Genomic DNA, 18,150 nt, shown 5'->3' on the forward strand with positions numbered 1-18,150 from the left:
TTCTGGGATGACTTGTGGATAGGGGTGAAAGGCCAATCAAACCTAGACATAGCTGGTTCTCCGCGAAATCTATTTAGGTAGAGCGTCCGACGAATTCCTCAGGGGGTAGAGCACTGGATGGTTGCGGGCTGCGCGAGTGGTACCAATACTAACCAAACTCCGAATACCTGAGAGAACTATCGGGCAGACACACGGCGGGTGCTAACGTCCGTCGTGAAAAGGGAAACAACCCTAACCATCATCTAAGGCCCCCAAGTCATGGCTAAGTGGGAAACGATGTGGGATTGCTTTGACAATCAGGAGGTTGGCTTAGAAGCAGCCATCCTTTAAAGAAAGCGTAACAGCTCACTGATCAAGCGATCCTGCGCGGAAAATGTAACGGGGCTCAAGCCATGCGCCGAAGATATGGGTTCGCGTAAGCGAGCGGTAGCGGAGCGTTCCGTAAGCCGGTGAAGGTCAGGCGTGAGCCTGGCTGGAGGTATCGGAAGTGAGAATGCTGACATGAGTAACGATAAGGAGTGTGAGAGACACTCCCGCCGAAAGACCAAGGGTTCCTGCGTAAAGCTAATCTGCGCAGGGTTAGTCGGCCCCTAAGGCGAGGCTGAAAAGCGTAGTCGATGGGAAGCAGGTAAATATTCCTGCACCAGCCAGAAGTGACGGATGGCGTAACTTGTCAGGGCTTATTGGATTGTCCTGGCAGGGAAGTTGTCCCTGGAAATAACTCTGGCAGAGACCGTACCCGAAACCGACACAGGTGGTCAGGTAGAGCATACCAAGGCGCTTGAGAGAACTGTGCTGAAGGAACTCGGCAAATTGCACGCGTAACTTCGGAATAAGCGTGACTCTGCTTAGGGCAACCTTTGCAGAGTGGCACAAGCCAGGGGGTAGCGACTGTTTAGCAAAAACACAGGGCTCTGCGAAGCAGCAATGCGACGTATAGGGTCTGACGCCTGCCCGGTGCCTGAAGGTTAAAGGGAGTTGTGAAAGCGACGAACTGAAGCCCAGGTAAACGGCGGCCGTAACTATAACGGTCCTAAGGTAGCGAAATTCCTTGTCGGGTAAGTTCCGACCTGCACGAATGGCGTAACGACTTCCCCACTGTCTCCAGCACAGGCTCAGTGAAATTGAATTCCCCGTGAAGATGCGGGGTTCCCGCGGTCAGACGGAAAGACCCTATGAACCTTTACTATAGCTTCGCCTTGGCGTTAGCGACCGTATGTGTAGGATAGGTGGGAGGCTATGAAACCGGGGCGCCAGCTCTGGTGGAGCCATCCTTGAAATACCACCCTTACTGTCGTTGACGTCTAACCGAGGGCCGTTATCCGGTCCCGGGACATGGCGTGGTGGGTAGTTTGACTGGGGCGGTCGCCTCCTAAAGTGTAACGGAGGCGCGCGATGGTGGGCTCAGACCGGTCGGAAATCGGTCGTCGAGTGCAATGGCATAAGCCCGCCTGACTGCGAGACTGACAAGTCGAGCAGAGACGAAAGTCGGCCATAGTGATCCGGTGGCCCCGCGTGGAAGGGCCATCGCTCAACGGATAAAAGGTACTCTAGGGATAACAGGCTGATTTTGCCCAAGAGTCCATATCGACGGCAAAGTTTGGCACCTCGATGTCGGCTCATCACATCCTGGGGCTGGAGCAGGTCCCAAGGGTTCGGCTGTTCGCCGATTAAAGTGGTACGTGAGCTGGGTTCAGAACGTCGTGAGACAGTTTGGTCCCTATCTGCCGTGGGTGTTCGAAGCTTGAGAGGATCTGTCCCTAGTACGAGAGGACCGGGATGGACATACCTCTGGTGGACCTGTCATGACGCCAGTTGTGCAGCAGGGTAGCTAAGTATGGAATAGATAACCGCTGAAAGCATCTAAGCGGGAAACTAACCTCAAAACAAGGCTTCGCTGAGGATCGTGGAAGACTACCACGTTGATAGGCCAGGTGTGGAAGCGCGGCGACGCGTGAAGCTTACTGGTACTAATAATCCGATCGGCTTGATCGTTTCTCAGCAAAACTCATTCGATCTTTAACAGACAATGTCTTCTCAAATAATCTGCTGTCCGCCTGGTTGACCTGGTGGTTATGTCGGAGGTTCCCCACCCGATCCCATTCCGAACTCGGTCGTTAAGCCCTCCAGAGCCAATGGTACTTCGTCTCAAGGCGCGGGAGAGTAGGTCGCCGCCGGGTCTACCAGTCGGACAACAGATTATCTGAGTTCTCTCGAACATCTTCCTTCACAACACACCCATCTGCCGCGGGATGGAGCAGCCCGGTAGCTCGTCAGGCTCATAACCTGAAGGTCGTAGGTTCAAATCCTACTCCCGCACCCAAGATTTAAACCCGCTATTTCAACAGGATAGCGGGTTTTTTCTTGCCCGGATTCGTCACTCAAAAATTGATCGTGGCAGCCTCGTGGAAGCGTCAGGCGGCGAACCGTAGCGTAAGTTGCTGTGCTATCGCACTTTTTTCGCTTCTCGATTGGACCTGTGAAACGTGCGCTCAAAACGTCATCGCACACCGACGCAAGCGCCTCGTCGGTGACGGGCAGCCGGTGCTCTAGGAACTGCGATCGTCAGGCCGCTCGACCGCGACGCTGTGTCCGGACCGATCATTCCAGGCGACGATCTGGTCGTCGTCCGGCGTCGCTGTCAGGCGCTAGACCGGCAGAACGCGTCCGGCGCTTAGAAGGCCGTACTGATCGCTACGAGCTTCGATGCACTGGCATGCCGGAGGCGGCCTTAGGATCATCAGGTCCAAGGCCTCGGCCCGCTGCGCATACTGAAGTGGACGAATGGCTCCGCTTACAACACGGCTGCCGCCGTGCTCGCCCCTGCCAGGGGTGCGGGGCTCGTCAGAGCTGCATGATTTGAAGGGGCTCCTAGGACTGAAAGGCGCCAGGAGCGGACGTCGGTTCACTGAGGGAAAGGCGTCATTAAATCCCGTCGAGCTCATTTCCGCTCACGCCCATGGGGGCTCAGCGGATTGTCTCGCGGTGACGTTTCAGAGCCAGCTCACGCGCGTGCGAAGAGTTCAAGCCCCGCCATCGAACGCCCGATGGACGAGCGCAGCTGGGGTTCGATAACGCACAGGACGTTCAGATCGTTGAGCATCTGGCCAGCCTGTGCCTTGTCGGAAATCGCAAAGGCGATCTCCTCGATCCAGGCGGCGGCAAACTTCAGCCATTCTTCAAGCTCGGCGTGAGCGGCCGCGCCGATCAGCGCGATCAAAAGCTCTTGGTGCGAAAAATCGGCATCGGGCCGTTCGTAGCGTCGTTTGCGGCACAGGATGCGGACTTGCTCCGCCAGCGCCGGATTACGGGTTGTTGATGCAACGCCAGCCAGACCGTTCAGCAGCGTTTTCACCGTGGCGTCGTCGGTACTGGCTGTGAACCGGTGACCGGCGGCTTCGATCCTTTTGACCGCTTGCTCGAGGTAGATCGGATCAATTGTGTGAACGCCCTGAAGGTTGATGAGGGCGATCACGCTCTTTGGTTCGAGCACCATCGTGTCGCTTGGGAGCTTGTCGAGAAATTCGCGAACCTGCGGAGGCAGCGGATTTTCGACCGGGGGTGCGTCGCCTTCCAGGGGACCGGGCGCATAGCTGAACGGGAACACGATGTGCTTCGACAAGGTGTCGTGATCTTTGGAGTTGCCGGTCAGGAAGTTACGCAGCGGCCCCTCCGGGAGATCGCTGGCGCTCCGCTCGACCGCATTCTGAAGCCGACCGATGAGTTCCGCCTTGAGGCGCGTCGGATCGACCGAGTCGGGCAGCCAACGTGATTCAAGTCGCAGATCGATGTGCGATCGTAGATAGGCGTTTCGGGCCCGTGCCTTGAGCGCCAACCGCGAAAATCGGGCGATATCCACCCGGCTCGGCACCTCTCTAATCAGTAATGATGCATGAGCGAGCGACGCGAGACGGCGCTGAAAGGGACGGTACTCGCGGAGTACGCCGGTGCGGAGGAGTTCGCCTTCGACCAGCATGAACATCGCGGTCAGCAGCCGGAGCTGCCCGCCATCGTCCTGAGCATCTGCCGAACAGATTTGCTTCGCCAGCGCCAGCAAGGGCGCCTCGAGCTCCGGCGCTTTTGCGACGTGCGGCAAACCGATCTCGACAGCCCCAACTTTGGAGATCAGATCATCCGACTCCAGCGCCCAGTTCATAAGGTCTGCGTATTGGCTCGCCTCGACGGACGACCAGTCGGCATGCCGCAGGATCGAGGCGTGCGCCGACAAGGCCAGTGCGAAGCGGGCTCCCTCGAGGGTATCCCATGCGAGAAAACGCGAGATCACCGTCGGAGCAATCTGTTCGGCCAGTTCAGGGAGCGTTGATACGGGTTTGCCGATCAAGCGCTCGTAGTAGGCGAGTTCGGTCGGAACGAGCGCCGTCAGTTCGAAGGTTTCCTGATCAAGCGTCTCGCGGATCGCATCGAGAACCGCTTGGGGACCCGCTGAGAGTTGATCGGCGAGCGGAGCGATTTCCGGCGGCAGCAGCGTCCGCGACTTCAGAGTCTCTCGCCACTCGGTGAGATCCTCCGCGATCAGACCCGCCGCCGCCAGTTCGTCGTCAAACCCCTCAAGTCTTTCTTCGGGGGTCGCCTTCAGGCCGAAGTACGGTTGGATCAGGAAGACCGAGTCCCCGCCCCTCAAACGCAACGGAGAGCTGGCGACATCGTCGGCGCGCTCAATCGTCCAATCACTGCCGTCGTCGGCTTTCAGGGTTTCGGTCGAGTTCTGCGTGTTGGCGTACAGGCGCGCGACCGTTTGAAAGAACCCGTCCCGCCGAAAGGTCGCGGGGCAAGCGCCGAAGAAAACCGATCCTTCAACTTCAAGCCCAAGGTGCTTCCGAAAATCATCGCCCGCCATCAGGGCGGGACGAATGAACCCCGGCAGCAACGTCAGGAAACGCGCCGCCCGCACTCGCCGCTGGTCATCCTTCGCCAAAACGGGTGTCCCTTTCAGCGTATGCCGTCATCATCTGACGAAGTGTATCCAGGAGCCATTCATAACTCGGCGGCTCTCTGTCCTTGAGCGCCTCCACCTTGGCCTTGAGCCAGGCTTCGAAGCGTTTGCTGCTCGGTTCGTCGGGAAGCTCGTACACGCTCATCGCGAGCCGGCTCAGTTTCCATGCATGCCCGTGCGCGGCCATGATCGAGTCCGGGTTGTCGATCAACGCGGACCAGTTTCTCGGATCCGCGCAAGCCAGCAGCCAGTTTGAGCGCGCGGCGGCTTCCTCGTCGGTCGCCGCGTCACCCCATTGCGCGATCATGGCGTCGATCAAGACCTCGCCCCATCCGATCAGCCAGGGATCTTCCGTCCGGGGCGCGAACCATCCCCGCATCAGCGTCAGCGCCAGATTTTCGCGGAAGGCTCGCAGGTCGCCGTTCTCGACCAAACGTCCGTCTCGAACCGTCGCTCGCTTCACATGACCGACGATCTCGTCGACTTCGACTGGGAAGAGCGCCAGCCCCGATTGTCGAAGGGTCGTTCGATGCGACAACCGCTCAGCTTCGGACAACCCACCCAAGGCGACAAGCCGATCCATCACGTCGAGGCTGGTCCAGATCGCAGAACTGGCGTCTGGCGTTTCGACGAGCCGGTGCTGATTGACGAACCGATCGTCGCAGACGATCGCCGCGACCTTGGTTGCGAGATCGAGCGTCTCGTACGTTGGGAGCCCCTGTTTTTCCTCGCGGGGGACCAACGGAATAACGGTCACCTTGCCACTGACGATGCCCTCCGCGAGGGCCGCGCGAATACGCTCGATGACGACGTCGATTTCGCCAGCGCGCCCTTCCATCGCGATAAGAGCGTTGCTCTGATCGATCTCGTCCTGGCTGATAAGAACCTTGAGGCCCGCGCTCGCGAGCTTCTCGAGCACGCCCACGGTCCGAAGATATGAGACCGAGAGATCGTCGAGATAGAGGGTCGCGCCGTCGGCGATGACGGGTTCGTCCTCCCATCGCGTCTCCTGCTGCTGCAGGTACAGCCGGGCGCGGCGCTCTTCATCGCCGGTCAACTTCCCGGCGTCCGCGAGCTTATCGATGACCGCCTCGCAACTGCAAAGGACGTCTTTGTACGCGCCCAGATCGACGCTCTCGTTCCTGAACGAACCGATCTTTGTCACCGGACCGGATCGAACGACGAAACGAGGTTCCGTGGACTCGGCGCTCGCCTCCGTCAGCATACTCGCCAGCGCCAGTCCAACCTCCGCCACGAGCTTTGAATCAGGCGTCGCGCCCGCCACGAACACGGCGAGCTTGCCGGTGACGAGCGCCTGACGAAGGCCATGCGCGGCCTTGATCTGGCTCGGCTGGTGGAAGCCGGCCTTGGCCTGCTGCTCGAACAGCATGCCAAGCGTGCTGTGACTTATATGAACGTCCCACTTCGCCAGGACGGGACTGATCAGATCGATCGCGCCCAAGGTGATCAGCGCGCTGAGATCCAGGCCCAGTTTGACCACATCATCTTCAGTCTTGCCGCGCTTTCCCGAGTACGCAGGAACGACGCCGCGTCGGCGAGGATCGTCCTCGGCGCGGTTGGCGATCATCTGCGCCAGCTGGAGCTCAATCAACGGGCGACGAAGCGCGGAGCCCGCAAGCGCCATTGGAACAATACCGGCCTTCAGCTTCGTCCACACGTCATCGGTCTGCGCGTTCCAGTCCGGCGCCTGGTCGACCAGTTCCTGGAGCGAAATCGATTGAAGGGGGCCGTCGTCGCCCGAGGTGCGTATCGCCCCCTCGAGCCAAAGGCCCGTGTGGGCGAGCTCGTCGAGACCCGCCTCGGTGGCGATCGAATACGCCGTAATCAACGCATGTGGATCCTGGGGGCTCTTCTCGGTCGCCTTGGTTAGCAAGTCGATCAGCCGCGGCGATTTCACTCGCGCGGCCAGTTGCGCAACACCGAGGATCTCTTGCGTGGTCCGGCTCTCGCGGGCAGCCCACTCGGTATCGACGAAGCTCAACAGTTCGGGCCAGCGTCCCGACGCGATGATGAGGTTGACCTGGAGCGCGCGATCGTTGGCATCGTCGCGTTCACCCTGAAGCTCAGCCAATCGGCTTTGGGCGTCGCCGAACTTGCCTCGGCGATAATCGCTCCAAGCCTTCGCGGCGCGAAGGTCTTGCGAACCGGGGATAAGGTCCTCGACATCATCCAGCATCGCATCGATCTCCGACAAACGCTCGTTTCGGCTGAGGAAACGGATGAGGTGCTCGGCTTCATCGAGCGACTTCAGCTCGCGGATCAGCCGCCGCCACAGCTCGAGAAGTTTGTCCGAATAGCCTTCATGCGCGAGCGCGCTGACGAGACGGCTGAGGACGAGAACGGATTTTGACTTCTCGTATTCCGCCTCAAGCGACGCGACCGACTGCCGACCGGGTCCGTTGGCGATGACCTCCTCGAGCATCTTGAGATGCGCCGGGAGCAATGCGTTCCCCGCCCCCGCAAGGACCTCGGCCGCACGGCCCGATTGACCAGCCGCCACCAGCAATCGGACTTCGAAGTCCGTCATGCCGGCGACGTTCAGATGTGCGTAGAGCAGTTCGCGATGGCGGTTGAAATACTCTAGCGCTTCAGCGGGCGTCGGTCGCGCTTGAGCAACTGCGAAGTGAGCGAACGCCACATCGTCATTGCCCTTGGGATCCAGCGTGGCCTGTCTCTTGAGAGCGCGTTCGACCAAGGGAATATCGATGGGAATACCGAAACCGAGCGCCATCGGAACGACGGTAATATCCGCGCCGCCATCCCCCAGAATGGTCGTGAGACGATCTTGCGCTTCCAGTCGCGTCTGGGGATCACGCAGATCGAGCCACAACGCCATGTTCCGTAGATGGAGCGCTCTCTTCATGTTTCCGACGCACTCAGCAGCGCGCTGCGCCTCGCCATACAGCGACGAAGCCAGTCGCCGTGCGGCGAGACCATCGGGTGTGTCGTCGAGAGGGAAGCCGAGGGCGTCGATCTGGAAGCTTCCGCCGGCGACGAGGTGTTTCAGATCGTCGACGACGGCCGAGGAGAGATGGACGAACGCTGCATCAGCGAGAAGCGCCGGGCACTCCACAAAATCGGAAGCCGTTAGTCCGTGTACGAGCTCAAGCGCGGCTGCCCACTTGGCGCGCATGTGCATCTGAGCAAGAAGGAAAAACTTCCCGTCGGCGTCCAGGTCGTCTGCAGTAAACCCGGCATCGGCGAGCCACGTCAGCGGCTCCGGTTCGACATCCGCTCTGGCGCGGATTTGCATCGCGACCAAACGCTTCGCGGGGCTGTCGATCGGTTGCAGCTTGGCAATTCCACCCGTCCAGTCTGACCGCTTCGCTTCAACGAAGGCAGACGCGAGTACGGCTTCAGGCGTCGATACGAGCGACGTGGAAATCGCGAGCAGCCGATCCATCTCCGACAGTTCAGCATCGTGCGAGCTCCATCGGACAACCTGCGCGATCGCGGCGGCGCGCACTGCTGGCGATGCGCCGCGCAGGTCTCCCACGGTCAGCCGTTCGGCGAAGCGTTTTGCCTCATCCAGGATCGGCTCGCCGATGAGAAAGCGCGTCTTCCGCATCCGGTCGGCTTCCTGAGCGACCAGATCATCGATCAGATGTTGGGGGATGGCCGGCTGGTCTCTGACCAGCTGACCAAGTTGATCCATCTTCAGGAGCTGGAGCTTGTCGCCAACATCAAGCTTCCGGCTCAGACTGACGACGACGAAAGCGATCGTGTAGGCGAACGCCACGTGTCCTGCGGTCGCATCCTCCGTACCGACGGGCTTGAAGTGAGACAGCGCCGGCCCAGCCTGCGGTTCGCTCTCGGTGTCGGCGACCCATTCGTAGACGGCCGTACGGATTTCCGTGCGAGCACCGGCGTCTTCAAGCCAGGTCCGCACCGAGGGGTGGTTGAAGATTTCAGGGCGCCCGGAAAGTATCCCTTTCACCGCGTTGAAGGCTGCGCTGCCCGGGTTGGTCCCGCTTTGCGAGAGGACGTCGAGCGCCTCGTTCATTTCGTCGTCCAGGTCGGTCACACTCAACGGCTTGGCGTCCGCGTCTCTTCGCGCGAGTTCGCCTTTCACGGCCTTGAAGACCGGGGCAATGGCTCCTGCCGCAACTTTGACGGCTCCTGTCAGAATTGCGGGATCAGCCATTACTGTCTTTCCGTGCCAGCTCGCTCAGGCGCTCATCGCCGATCATCAATTAACCTTTGACGGCTGCGGGTTCGAACAGGTTGCCAGATAGCGAGATTTCCTCAAGTTTGTCAGACGGGTAAGTTGGAAGATCGACCGAGCATCCCTCCAAAGAGCGGACATCATACGCGGCAACTTAGAGCCAGAACTGGATTTTGAGTGGACTTGCTAAAGGCTGACAGAATCGGCTGGCGAGAGACTTGAGAAATCATACGCCATTGGGCGTCTCCACCAGCGAGTAGCTGGTGCTACGCCCACCCGCAGCTTCCTTTATCAATATGCCGCGCCCGACCAGATTGTTGAGGTCACGCAACGCCGTGTCAGGCGAAGTCTTGGCGATGGTCGCCCATTTAGCGTTGGTCAGTTTGCCATCGAAGCCTTCCAGAAGAAGGTTCAGCATCTTCCGCTGCCGCTCGTTGAAGGCCGCTCCGGAATGGGCGTCCCAGAAGCGCGCTTTGCCCAACACATTCGACAGAGTGGCCTCAGCACCGTCAAAGGCGCGACCAAGGCAAGCCAGGAACCATTCCAGCCAGCGTGTGACTTCGAGATCGCCTTTCTGGGTGGCTTCCAGCAGGTCGTAATACACCTTCCGCTCCTGGCGGATCTGCGCCGACATGCTGTAGAACCGCTGCGGACTTTTCTCTGAACGGGCCAAGGCCATGTCGGCGATGGCGCGCGCGATCCGACCGTTGCCGTCATCAAACGGGTGGATGGTCACGAACCATAGATGCGCGACGGCGGCCTTGAGCACCGGATCAATCGGCGAATCGCTCTCGAACCATTCCAGGAACGCCGCCATCTCTTGCGTCAGCAGTTCGGCCGCGGGTGCTTCGTAATGCACCTTTTCACGTCCGATGGGACCGGAGACCACCTGCATGGGGCCGGAGCTGTCGTCACGCCATGCGCCGACGACAATCTTGCTGAGACCGCTGCGCCCCGTCGGGAATAGCGCCGCATGCCAGCTGAACAGGCGTTCGGCAGTCAGCGGTGCGCCGTAGTTCTGAGTGGCATCGAGCATCATTTCGACTACGCCCTCGACATGGCGATCGGCTGGCGCGAGTGCGCCGATGTCCATGCCCAGGCGACGGGCAATGGAGGAGCGAACCTGCTCCTTGTCGAGCACTTCGCCTTCGATTTCGCTGGACTTGAGAACGTCTTCGGTCAGGGTGGCCAAGACGGCTTCGGCGCGTAGTTGGAAGCCGAGTGCGGCCATGTGGCCGATCAACAGGCCTTGGCGGCGGCTGACCGCTGCAAGCGGTTCCGCCAAGCGCTCCGCCTTCCATTGGAAGGTCGGCCATTCCGCCAACTCATGTATGTACGTCAAAATAATCACCGCATCATTTGCGGTGATTATCACCACTAATCACCGCAAATAGCAACCATGATCACCGCAAATCACGCGGTGAATAGCGTTGCTAATCACCGCAGGGTTGCGTTGCCGAGCCATTCGCCATGGTGGCCACAGGGACAATCCAGTTCCGAACTAGGGCCGCCGCCATTTTCGACGTGACGAATAGCCCGCGCTTACCACAGGCTGCCGCCGTGCTCGCCCCCGTCCAGGGACGCGCTTTGCGCCGGCCTTCGGCCGCCCTGGACGGGGGCTGCGCGCGACGGCATTCCATAACCTGGGCGGGATGAAGGAGCGGTCTTTTGGGCGAACAAAGGAGCGGGCCGTGGACCGTTGCAAGCTCTCGCCGTTTGCTTCTGATCGGGCAATCCATCGGTATCGATATCGCCGGACCCAGTTTGGTCGCAACTCCATTGCAGGGATTGCGCTTCGCTCTGACGTTCACGGCTAGCGGGGGCCAATGCATTCAAACGCGCGAACGCCGCGCCTATGGGCCTTCTGTAGCCCAGCCGGGGGTAGATCATGATCCCGACTCGGCCACCGGAAACCGCTGCCCAAGTGCTGACGGCTGAGCTGAAAGTCGCGTCGGGTCTAACCAATGAAGAGATCGCGCCGCTTCTCGGCGTCAGCCACCGCAGCCTCCAGACATGGCTCGCGGGCAGCCCCATCGGTGCCCGCAAGGAAGCCCGTCTGCGCGCCGTGCTCGACGCCGTCCGCGCGCTCGCGGCGATCACCACGCAGGCGACGCGCGCGCGTCTGTTCGATCGTGGCGCGCATTCAGTTCGGCCCTATGACCTCTTGATCGAAGGTCGCTTCGACGCCGCCGTGGACCTCGCGACCGGCCGCCGACGCGCGTTGCCCCCAACCGAACGCGCCCAAAACACCACGGTGGCGGCGCAGCTGGACCGCATCGAGAACGCCATCGACACGCCGTCCGGACCGTTGAACCGCCGTCTGTCCGGTCCCCTGCGACGGTGATGGCACGACATGACCGCCGATGAGATCGAAGAGATCAATGCACGGCTGACGGCGCGGCGTCAGGGCGACATCGTCCTGACCGACGTCTGGTCGACGCTGCCTCTCGCGCATCTCGCGTCGCCTGGAACGGCGTAAAGACGCCGCGACGGTCGCGACTTCTCTGGCCTCCGATCGCCTCGACCTGGATCATCTAAGCGCCGCCGATGCGCGCGAGAGGCTGCATGGCCGCCTCCCGCCGCACCTCCTGAAAGGCGCACCCTCGCAAACCATCCACAAAAACCTACGCCCGCGACCTACTGTATTCGGGCCGTCGTTCGTCTTCTCTAGGGGGGGATGTTGTCCGTATGAGAAGATTGATCAATGCCAACCGACCAACCAAATGAACCCGACGGTCCTCACGCCCTTGATGTTCCGACGGGCACCGAACTGACGGATTTCGACCGTGACCATGTGAAAACCTACCTCCGTCTATTGGACGCCGAGTCCGCCGGCGCAGACCCGTCGAGTGTCATTGGAACCGTGCTGCGGTTCCCTGCTGAAACGTCAGAAGACCAAGCGGTCGCGGCGCACAGTCGTTACCTTCAGCGCGCACAATGGATGTCGGCGGAAGGCTATCTGCCGCTGATCTCAGACAGCCGGGATTGAGCGACGGGCGTGTCGGTCCGGCCACAGATCGGGTGCAACCGACCGGTTCATTTCGGGACAATCCGCGGCGGGGCCAAGAGAGCGCCGTCCATCGGGCAGGTCGGCGTCCTCGCGCGCAGCTTTGAGTGTTTCAGGTCATCCGTTTCGGTGACAGGCGCATGGTGGTGGGAGCGCAACGAGCTCAAAGTATAAGTATTGCAAGATAAAAGCCGCACCCTGTGGGTCGGCGGGGGTCGGGCGGTAGCGAGATTTGGCGCGCGCTGGAGCGCGTGCTCGTCGTAGGCGCGACGGCGCGCGCACCTTGCGTTTTCGTGGCGCAAGGTGCGGAATCGCTCTGGCGGCAGCCCGGACTGGGTCCTGCGCACCGTGCGCACCGGATTCGGCATGGCGCGGTCCGGCTCGTTATCCCCGGGCAAGGTTAAAGCCCGCTAGCCGAGGGTTCAGCATCCCATGTTGTCGCCTGCCCCGATTTCGACTATCCTGGTCGCCCCAGCCTTGGGTCGGCATCGATCCGGCGTGGAGCGGCTGGCGTGACCTTCGCCAACGACAACATGGCCTATCTCGGCGCGTCCCCGGTCGAGCAAGCGTTCCTGCGACATCGGCCAGAACTGCTGCGTTTTCTGGTGTCGCGGCTGCGGTGTTTCGCGACCGCCGAGGATGCCGTGCAAGAAGTCTATGTCCGGGCGTCGGGGGCTCGGCCGCCCATCCACGATCCCCGTGCGCTCCTGTTCCAGACCGCCGCCAATCTGATCCGCAATCAAGCGCGCTCCGACGGCCGGGGTCGAGCCGCCTTCAGCACCTATGCGGATCTGATCGCTCCGCCGTTCGAGGCGATCACGCCCGAACGCCAGGTGCTCGATGCCGAGGCACTGGATCGCGCTCAAACCGCGATCCAGAACTTGCCGCCGCAGTGCCAGGTGGTGTTTCGCCTGCATCGCTTCGATGGGCTCAAACAGCGAGAGGTCGCGACACATCTAGGCATCTCCACCACAGCCGTGGAAAAACACATGCGCCGGGCGATGGCCGCCCTCGTCGCGGCGGTTGAAACCTGAACCGTTCCGCGCCCTAGGTTAGGGAAGCCGCGTGGGCGGTGTCATACAGCCGTCACTTAAGTGAGCGCACGATCTTGAAGCCGGACCGGCCCCGACCCGACTCCCCGGAGACACCGGACGCCATCGCCAATCGTTGGTGGGTGCGGCTCCAGTCGGGCGAAGCGACGGACGACGACGTCGCGAACCTGCGGTCGTGGCTTGCCGCGCGTCCCGAACATCAAGCCGCCTTTGACCGGGTCAAGCGCGCCTGGCACGGCGTCGCGCCCCTCGGCGAGTCCTCGCTGGTCGATCGACGTTGGCGTCCGAGAGCTAACCGCCGGACCTTTGGTGCGGGCCTCGCCACGGCGGCGGCGGCCGTGCTCGCCATCATCGTCTGGCCCGAGCTTCAGCTGGCTGGCGCAGACGAACGCTCCGGCGAGGGTGAGGTCCGAATGGTGTCTCTCCCCGACGGGGGCACGGCCTGGCTCGACACCGACAGCGCCTTTGACATCGACTATTCGGTCGATGAGCGACGCATCGTTATCCGCCGGGGTCAGGCCTGGTTCGACGTGGCCCCGGAAACGCGCCCCTTCCTGGTCAAAGCGGGAGACGCCACGATCACCGACATCGGCACCGTGTTTGGGGTGCGACGCGACGGCGGGTCGGTGAACGTAGTGGTTCGCGAAGGCGAGGTGCGAATGGCGTGTGTGGGAGACCTTCGCGCCGTGCTGCCGAACCAGTCCGCCGTCTGCGGCGCGGGCGAACTCTCGCCCATCGCGCCCGTTGACGCGTCCCGAGTCGCGGAATGGCAGACGGGGCGACTGACCTTCGCCGGCCAAACGGTCGGCTCCGTTCTGAGCGAACTGGATCGCTACACGCCCGGCCCGATATGGGTCCGGCTCGAGCCCAGCGCGCGTCAGCGTCGCGTCACGGCGCTCTTTGAGCTCGCCGACCTGGACGCGGGGTTGCAAGCCTTGGCGACGACGGAAGGTCTGCGGATTACGCGATGGGGACCTGTCACGATCGTCAGTCAAGATAACGACGGGGGTTAGGCGAACGGACGGAGCGGTGTCTCACGCACAGGCCCGCTTGGCGCGGGCAGGGGGACTGATCATGACCAAGCTCAATACCGCTCGCCGCCGTCGCGCGCTCACTGCGTCTCATTTCGTTCTGGCTCTGGCCGCCGCCTCGATGGGCGCGGCCGTGGTTTCGCCTGCCCAGGCCCAGGATCAGGCAGAACGGACCACCTTTGCCATTCCCGCTGGCGATCTCGACCGGGCGCTGCGGCAGTTCTCTGAGCAGGCGCGGGTGCAGATGGTTTATCAGACCGCAATCACCGCTGGGAGCCGGACCGGCGGTGCGCGCGGCGCGCTCACGGATGCGGAGGCCTTGGGACGGGTCCTTGCGGGCACGGGGCTTACGTTTAGCTTCCAAGGGGAGGCGACGGTGACGATCGCGGCGGTCCAGACGGTGCCGGTGGACGGGGAGCGGGTGCTGGGGCCAGTACGGGTGGAAGGAGAGACCGGCGACGGCAGCTTCGGTCGCGCCGGCCAAGCGGCGGGCGTCAATGGCGTCAACGGCTCGCGCGATATCACGGCCACAGAGAATACCGGAAGCTTCACCAGTGGGGCGTTGACTATCGGGTCGAAAGCGCCGCGCAGCATTCAGGAAACGCCGCAGTCGGTGAGTGTGATCACCGGCGAGCGCCTGGAACAGCAGAACATCAACGACTTCACGACGGCGCTCCAGCAGGCCCCGGGTGTGTCCTTTGCTCAAGGCCAGACGAGCCTCGAGACAAGCTTCTACTCGCGGGGGTTCGAAATCACCTCGATCCAAATCGATGGCGGGGCACCGCTAACGACAAACTTCGCGCAGCTTGGGCCTGGTGCCGCCTATTTCACCCAGATCGACCTATCTCAGTACGACCATGTTGAAGTACTTCGAGGTGCCGCCGGCCTCTTCAATGGTTACGGTGACCCATCCGGCTCCATAAATCTTGTTAGAAAGAAGCCTCTCGATCGTGAACAGTTGCTGCTCGATACTGAACTGGGTAGTTGGAATCACTATCGTACTATGCTGGATGTTACAGCGCCGCTGGCCCTTGAAGGGCACCTGCGCGGTCGGGCAGTATTTACGTGGCAAGATAATGAACAGTTTTACGATCTAAGCGAAGATCAAAAATCTCTCGTTTATAGTATATTAGAACTTGACCTATCGCCGGAAAGTTTAGTGACGGTTGGGGTCAGTATAACTAGTCAGGACAGCGTCCCTTGGCAGGATGGTCTGCCAAGGTATTTGACGGGGAGGGAACTCGATCTTCCTCGTCACAGAAGTTTTGTATTTCCATGGAACCGATGGGAGTTTAAAACCACGGAGATATTCGGATCGTTTTCGCAGGAGTTTGGAAGAGCTTGGACAGCCAAACTTGATTTGACTTACAATACTCAAGACAGCGAGCAAAAACTTGGGTTCAGTAGCGGAGCGGTCAATCCAGTTAATTTAACTGGGCCAAGGCTTTTTGGTCGGTACAACAGTTTTTCAAGTGAGCAGTTCTCTGTCGAAGCAACACTTTCCGGGGCCTTTCGGTTGTTCGGGCAATCACATGAGGTCACGCTTGGCATAAATCAGAGCGACCAGAATGGTGGAGGTTCTACGGCGTACGGCCCTCTCGTCGTCAGTTCTTCCTCTGCTCCCTATCAGCCATATCCAGGCGGGCCGCGCTTCTGCGATGACTTCGGCGCGGGCTCATGTCCGGCAGACACGCTAAGACCAGGGTCACCGCCCATCAATGTCTTTGACTTCAACCCTTTCGATCCGCTGTTCACAGAACCGGCCAGCTCCATACCTTCCCAGCGTTATCCCGAACTTGGCCAAGTGCAGTCTGTCGCGTACCTAAATCTTCGGCTGAATCCGTTCGAGCGACTGCACGTAGATCTGGGCGCGCGATGGAGCCGGCTCCAGTTCAAGTATGCTGAAGAACGCTTCTGCGAGACGATTCCAGACAGCGGCACACCAAGCCCTACCAATTGTGTTGGTCGCAACATAGGGGACCCATACGTCGCTGGAGATCAATTCCGAACCCAGGAGAGGCTCTCTTGGCCTCCCTCGGTTGCCTTGTCCTACGACATTAGTGATCGGCTTGTCGGATACCTTGGCTACACTGACATCTATCAGGATCAATCGAGCTTCTTGGATGGTGATCTGGAAAGTCTAGATCCAGTAACTGGGGAAAATTATGAGATTGGACTCAAGTGGGCGACACCAGATGGTAGCCTGAATGCGACCTTTTCCGTTTACCACATAGAGAAACGAGGCTTTGCCCGGCAAGAGCCAGACTTTTTAAGTCGTGTGAGGCGTAACCCTAATGGCTCCATCTTCTTCGATTCTAACCGAAACTTTTTTGTAATCGTAAATGACGGGACGGAAGTACCTCTTGGGAGGCCCGATCCCTATCATGTTTGTTGCTACGTTCAGCGGACAGACCGTTCACTGATTAGCGAGGGACTCGACTTCGAAATAGCCGGCGAACTGCGGCCCGGTTGGCAAATATCGGGCAGCTACACATTCAATGAGACAATCAATGAAGGTGAAAGCTTTGGTCCAGACGAGAAAAACCTACCGTTTTTGACCATCCAGCCAGAGCATCTCTACAAGATGTGGACCAGCTACGATTTCGGTGCGTCAGGTGCACGTGGATGGTTGGCCAACCTGATAGTATCTGCTGGGGTGAATGGCCAATCCGAGGCGTATCGATCAGGATCAACGTGCCCGGAGGATCAGGTGGGGCAGCCTGATCCTCTCACGGGAGAATCACTATGCCTAGTCGATTTAGTGCCGTTTGCGTTCACTGTGGAGCCCTACGTCATTGTTTCTGGACGGTTAGACTATAAGTTGAACGAGCGATGGTCTGCAGCTCTCAACGTTGAGAACATTATGGACGAAACTTATTATCAATCAGTCGGGGGCGTGTCATCCGGCAACTGGTACGGCGCGCCACGCCGGTTCACATTCAGCCTGCGCAGCAAGTGGTAGGTAGATGACAACCGTGTTTGAGACGTCCAATGAGGCGGCGGATGAAACCTTTCTCGCCGCCTGCGAAGCCGTCGATTGTCGTCCCTCCATCGTGTGGATGGCAATGGGTAAGGTCGCGAGAATCCGTCGAGCTAAGAGGCTCGGCGGAGAAATGCCCCCCCCACTTACCGATGAGGAAGAGAAGGCCTTCTCGGACTACATCGAGCATACCAATCCGCCGTACCCGTCCACGGGCGAAGTGATCGAGCGGACCGGCTTGATTGACTTTCCCTGTGACTGTGCCGACCGCGCGGCGTTCTGCCGTCAGGCCTATCTGTCGGCGATGCGAAAGCGCAGTCTGTTCAGGGACGAAGAGATGTCAGCCAACGAACACCGCGCGTTGGCGGCGCATAGCGCATGGTTGGAGATGTACAAGGATGGAGCGGATTGGTACGCAGCCGCAGAGGCGCGTGCTGAAAAACTTATGCCATCTGTAGCGACTTTCACAGATGATACGTTCGACAACGCATTGATAGACACCGGCAAGGTAACTGTCGTTTATTGTCACACTACTAAGCCATTTGGTGAACCTAAACGCGCGCGGCGTGTCGAGCTACTGGCTCGGAACCTTGCCGCTGATTGCCGGATAGCGAGAGTTAATCTCACAAACAACGGCGGCATATGGGGACGCTTTCGCCTATTTCACAAAAGCCAGCCGCTCCTGCTGTTTACCGGCGATGGTCTCCTAGCAAGTATTTCGAGCGCGAACCTCACTCCGGTTGCAATCGAAGGCTGGATAAGGCAAAACTCGATGCACAGCGCTTCTGGTACCGTGGCGGCAGCAGAGTAGCCGTCCTGGCAAGTCAAAGCGAAGATCGGGCGAGCAACCAAGGTCACCCTGGCCGATGGCCTGTTTCCTCGGCAGCCTCCTAGGCGACCCGCAGGGCGACCGAACGGTGCTGTCATCTGTGGGCGGCCC

General features: G+C 60.3%; 10 protein-coding genes, 1 tRNA gene and 2 rRNA genes (1 of these 13 cut by a window edge). 10 read left to right on the forward strand and 3 right to left on the reverse strand.

The features are described 5' to 3' along the window. The 3 genes from BZG35_RS09385 to BZG35_RS09395 all read left to right on the forward strand — a co-directional run. A 23S ribosomal RNA gene (locus BZG35_RS09385) occupies positions 1-1,995 on the forward strand (it extends 788 nt beyond the left edge of the window). A 70-nt stretch (positions 1,996-2,065) separates the two neighbouring features. Beyond that, a 5S ribosomal RNA gene (rrf, locus tag BZG35_RS09390) occupies positions 2,066-2,180 on the forward strand. Between the two features lie 66 nt (positions 2,181-2,246). Further along, positions 2,247-2,323: transfer RNA gene (locus BZG35_RS09395), tRNA-Met, on the forward strand. Positions 2,324-3,004: 681 nt separating this feature from the next. Here the strand turns inward: BZG35_RS09395 and BZG35_RS09400 are convergent. From BZG35_RS09400 to BZG35_RS09410, 3 genes are all read right to left on the reverse strand, one after another. Beyond that, entirely contained in the window at positions 3,005-4,936 is a 1,932-nt protein-coding gene (locus BZG35_RS09400; RefSeq protein WP_077355411.1) for a hypothetical protein, read from the reverse strand. Then, a complete protein-coding gene (locus tag BZG35_RS09405; RefSeq protein WP_077355412.1) occupies positions 4,923-9,119 on the reverse strand; it encodes a hypothetical protein in 4,197 nt (1,398 codons plus the stop codon). Before BZG35_RS09405 ends, BZG35_RS09400 begins: the two co-directional genes overlap by 14 nt. A 247-nt stretch (positions 9,120-9,366) precedes the next feature. Then, a complete protein-coding gene (locus tag BZG35_RS09410) occupies positions 9,367-10,518 on the reverse strand; it encodes a Fic family protein (protein WP_253189134.1) in 1,152 nt (383 codons plus the stop codon). A 510-nt stretch (positions 10,519-11,028) separates the two neighbouring features. On the opposite strand from BZG35_RS09410, the gene BZG35_RS09415 reads away from it, so the two are divergent. The 7 genes from BZG35_RS09415 to BZG35_RS17645 all read left to right on the forward strand — a co-directional run bounded on the left by BZG35_RS09415 (position 11,029) and on the right by BZG35_RS17645 (position 18,021). After that, entirely contained in the window at positions 11,029-11,484 is a 456-nt protein-coding gene (locus tag BZG35_RS09415) for a hypothetical protein (RefSeq protein ID WP_150125996.1), read from the forward strand. 9 nt (positions 11,485-11,493) lie between these two features. Continuing rightward, complete coding sequence (locus tag BZG35_RS18320; protein WP_256364112.1) at positions 11,494-11,619, forward strand: hypothetical protein; 126 nt, start codon at positions 11,494-11,496, stop codon at positions 11,617-11,619. 225 nt (positions 11,620-11,844) lie between these two features. Further along, on the forward strand, positions 11,845-12,129 hold the full coding sequence (locus tag BZG35_RS17640; protein WP_150125997.1) for a DUF2285 domain-containing protein: 285 nt from the start codon (positions 11,845-11,847) through the stop codon (positions 12,127-12,129). Positions 12,130-12,659: 530 nt separating this feature from the next. Continuing rightward, the gene (locus BZG35_RS09420) at positions 12,660-13,181 is read left to right on the forward strand and encodes an RNA polymerase sigma factor (protein ID WP_077355414.1); all 522 of its coding nucleotides are present in this window, start codon (positions 12,660-12,662) and stop codon (positions 13,179-13,181) included. A 74-nt stretch (positions 13,182-13,255) separates the two neighbouring features. Next, a complete protein-coding gene (locus BZG35_RS09425) occupies positions 13,256-14,212 on the forward strand; it encodes a FecR domain-containing protein (protein ID WP_171981926.1) in 957 nt (318 codons plus the stop codon). Positions 14,213-14,273: 61 nt separating this feature from the next. Beyond that, positions 14,274-17,192 carry a TonB-dependent receptor gene (locus BZG35_RS09430; RefSeq protein ID WP_150125998.1) on the forward strand — a complete coding sequence of 973 codons (2,919 nt, stop codon included), beginning with the start codon at positions 14,274-14,276 and terminating at the stop codon, positions 17,190-17,192. Positions 17,193-17,196: 4 nt separating this feature from the next. Next, on the forward strand, positions 17,197-18,021 hold the full coding sequence (locus BZG35_RS17645) for a hypothetical protein (RefSeq protein WP_150125999.1): 825 nt from the start codon (positions 17,197-17,199) through the stop codon (positions 18,019-18,021). The last annotated feature ends 129 nt before the right edge of the window (positions 18,022-18,150 follow it).

This window comes from Brevundimonas sp. LM2 (assembly GCF_002002865.1).
GTDB lineage: Bacteria > Pseudomonadota > Alphaproteobacteria > Caulobacterales > Caulobacteraceae > Brevundimonas.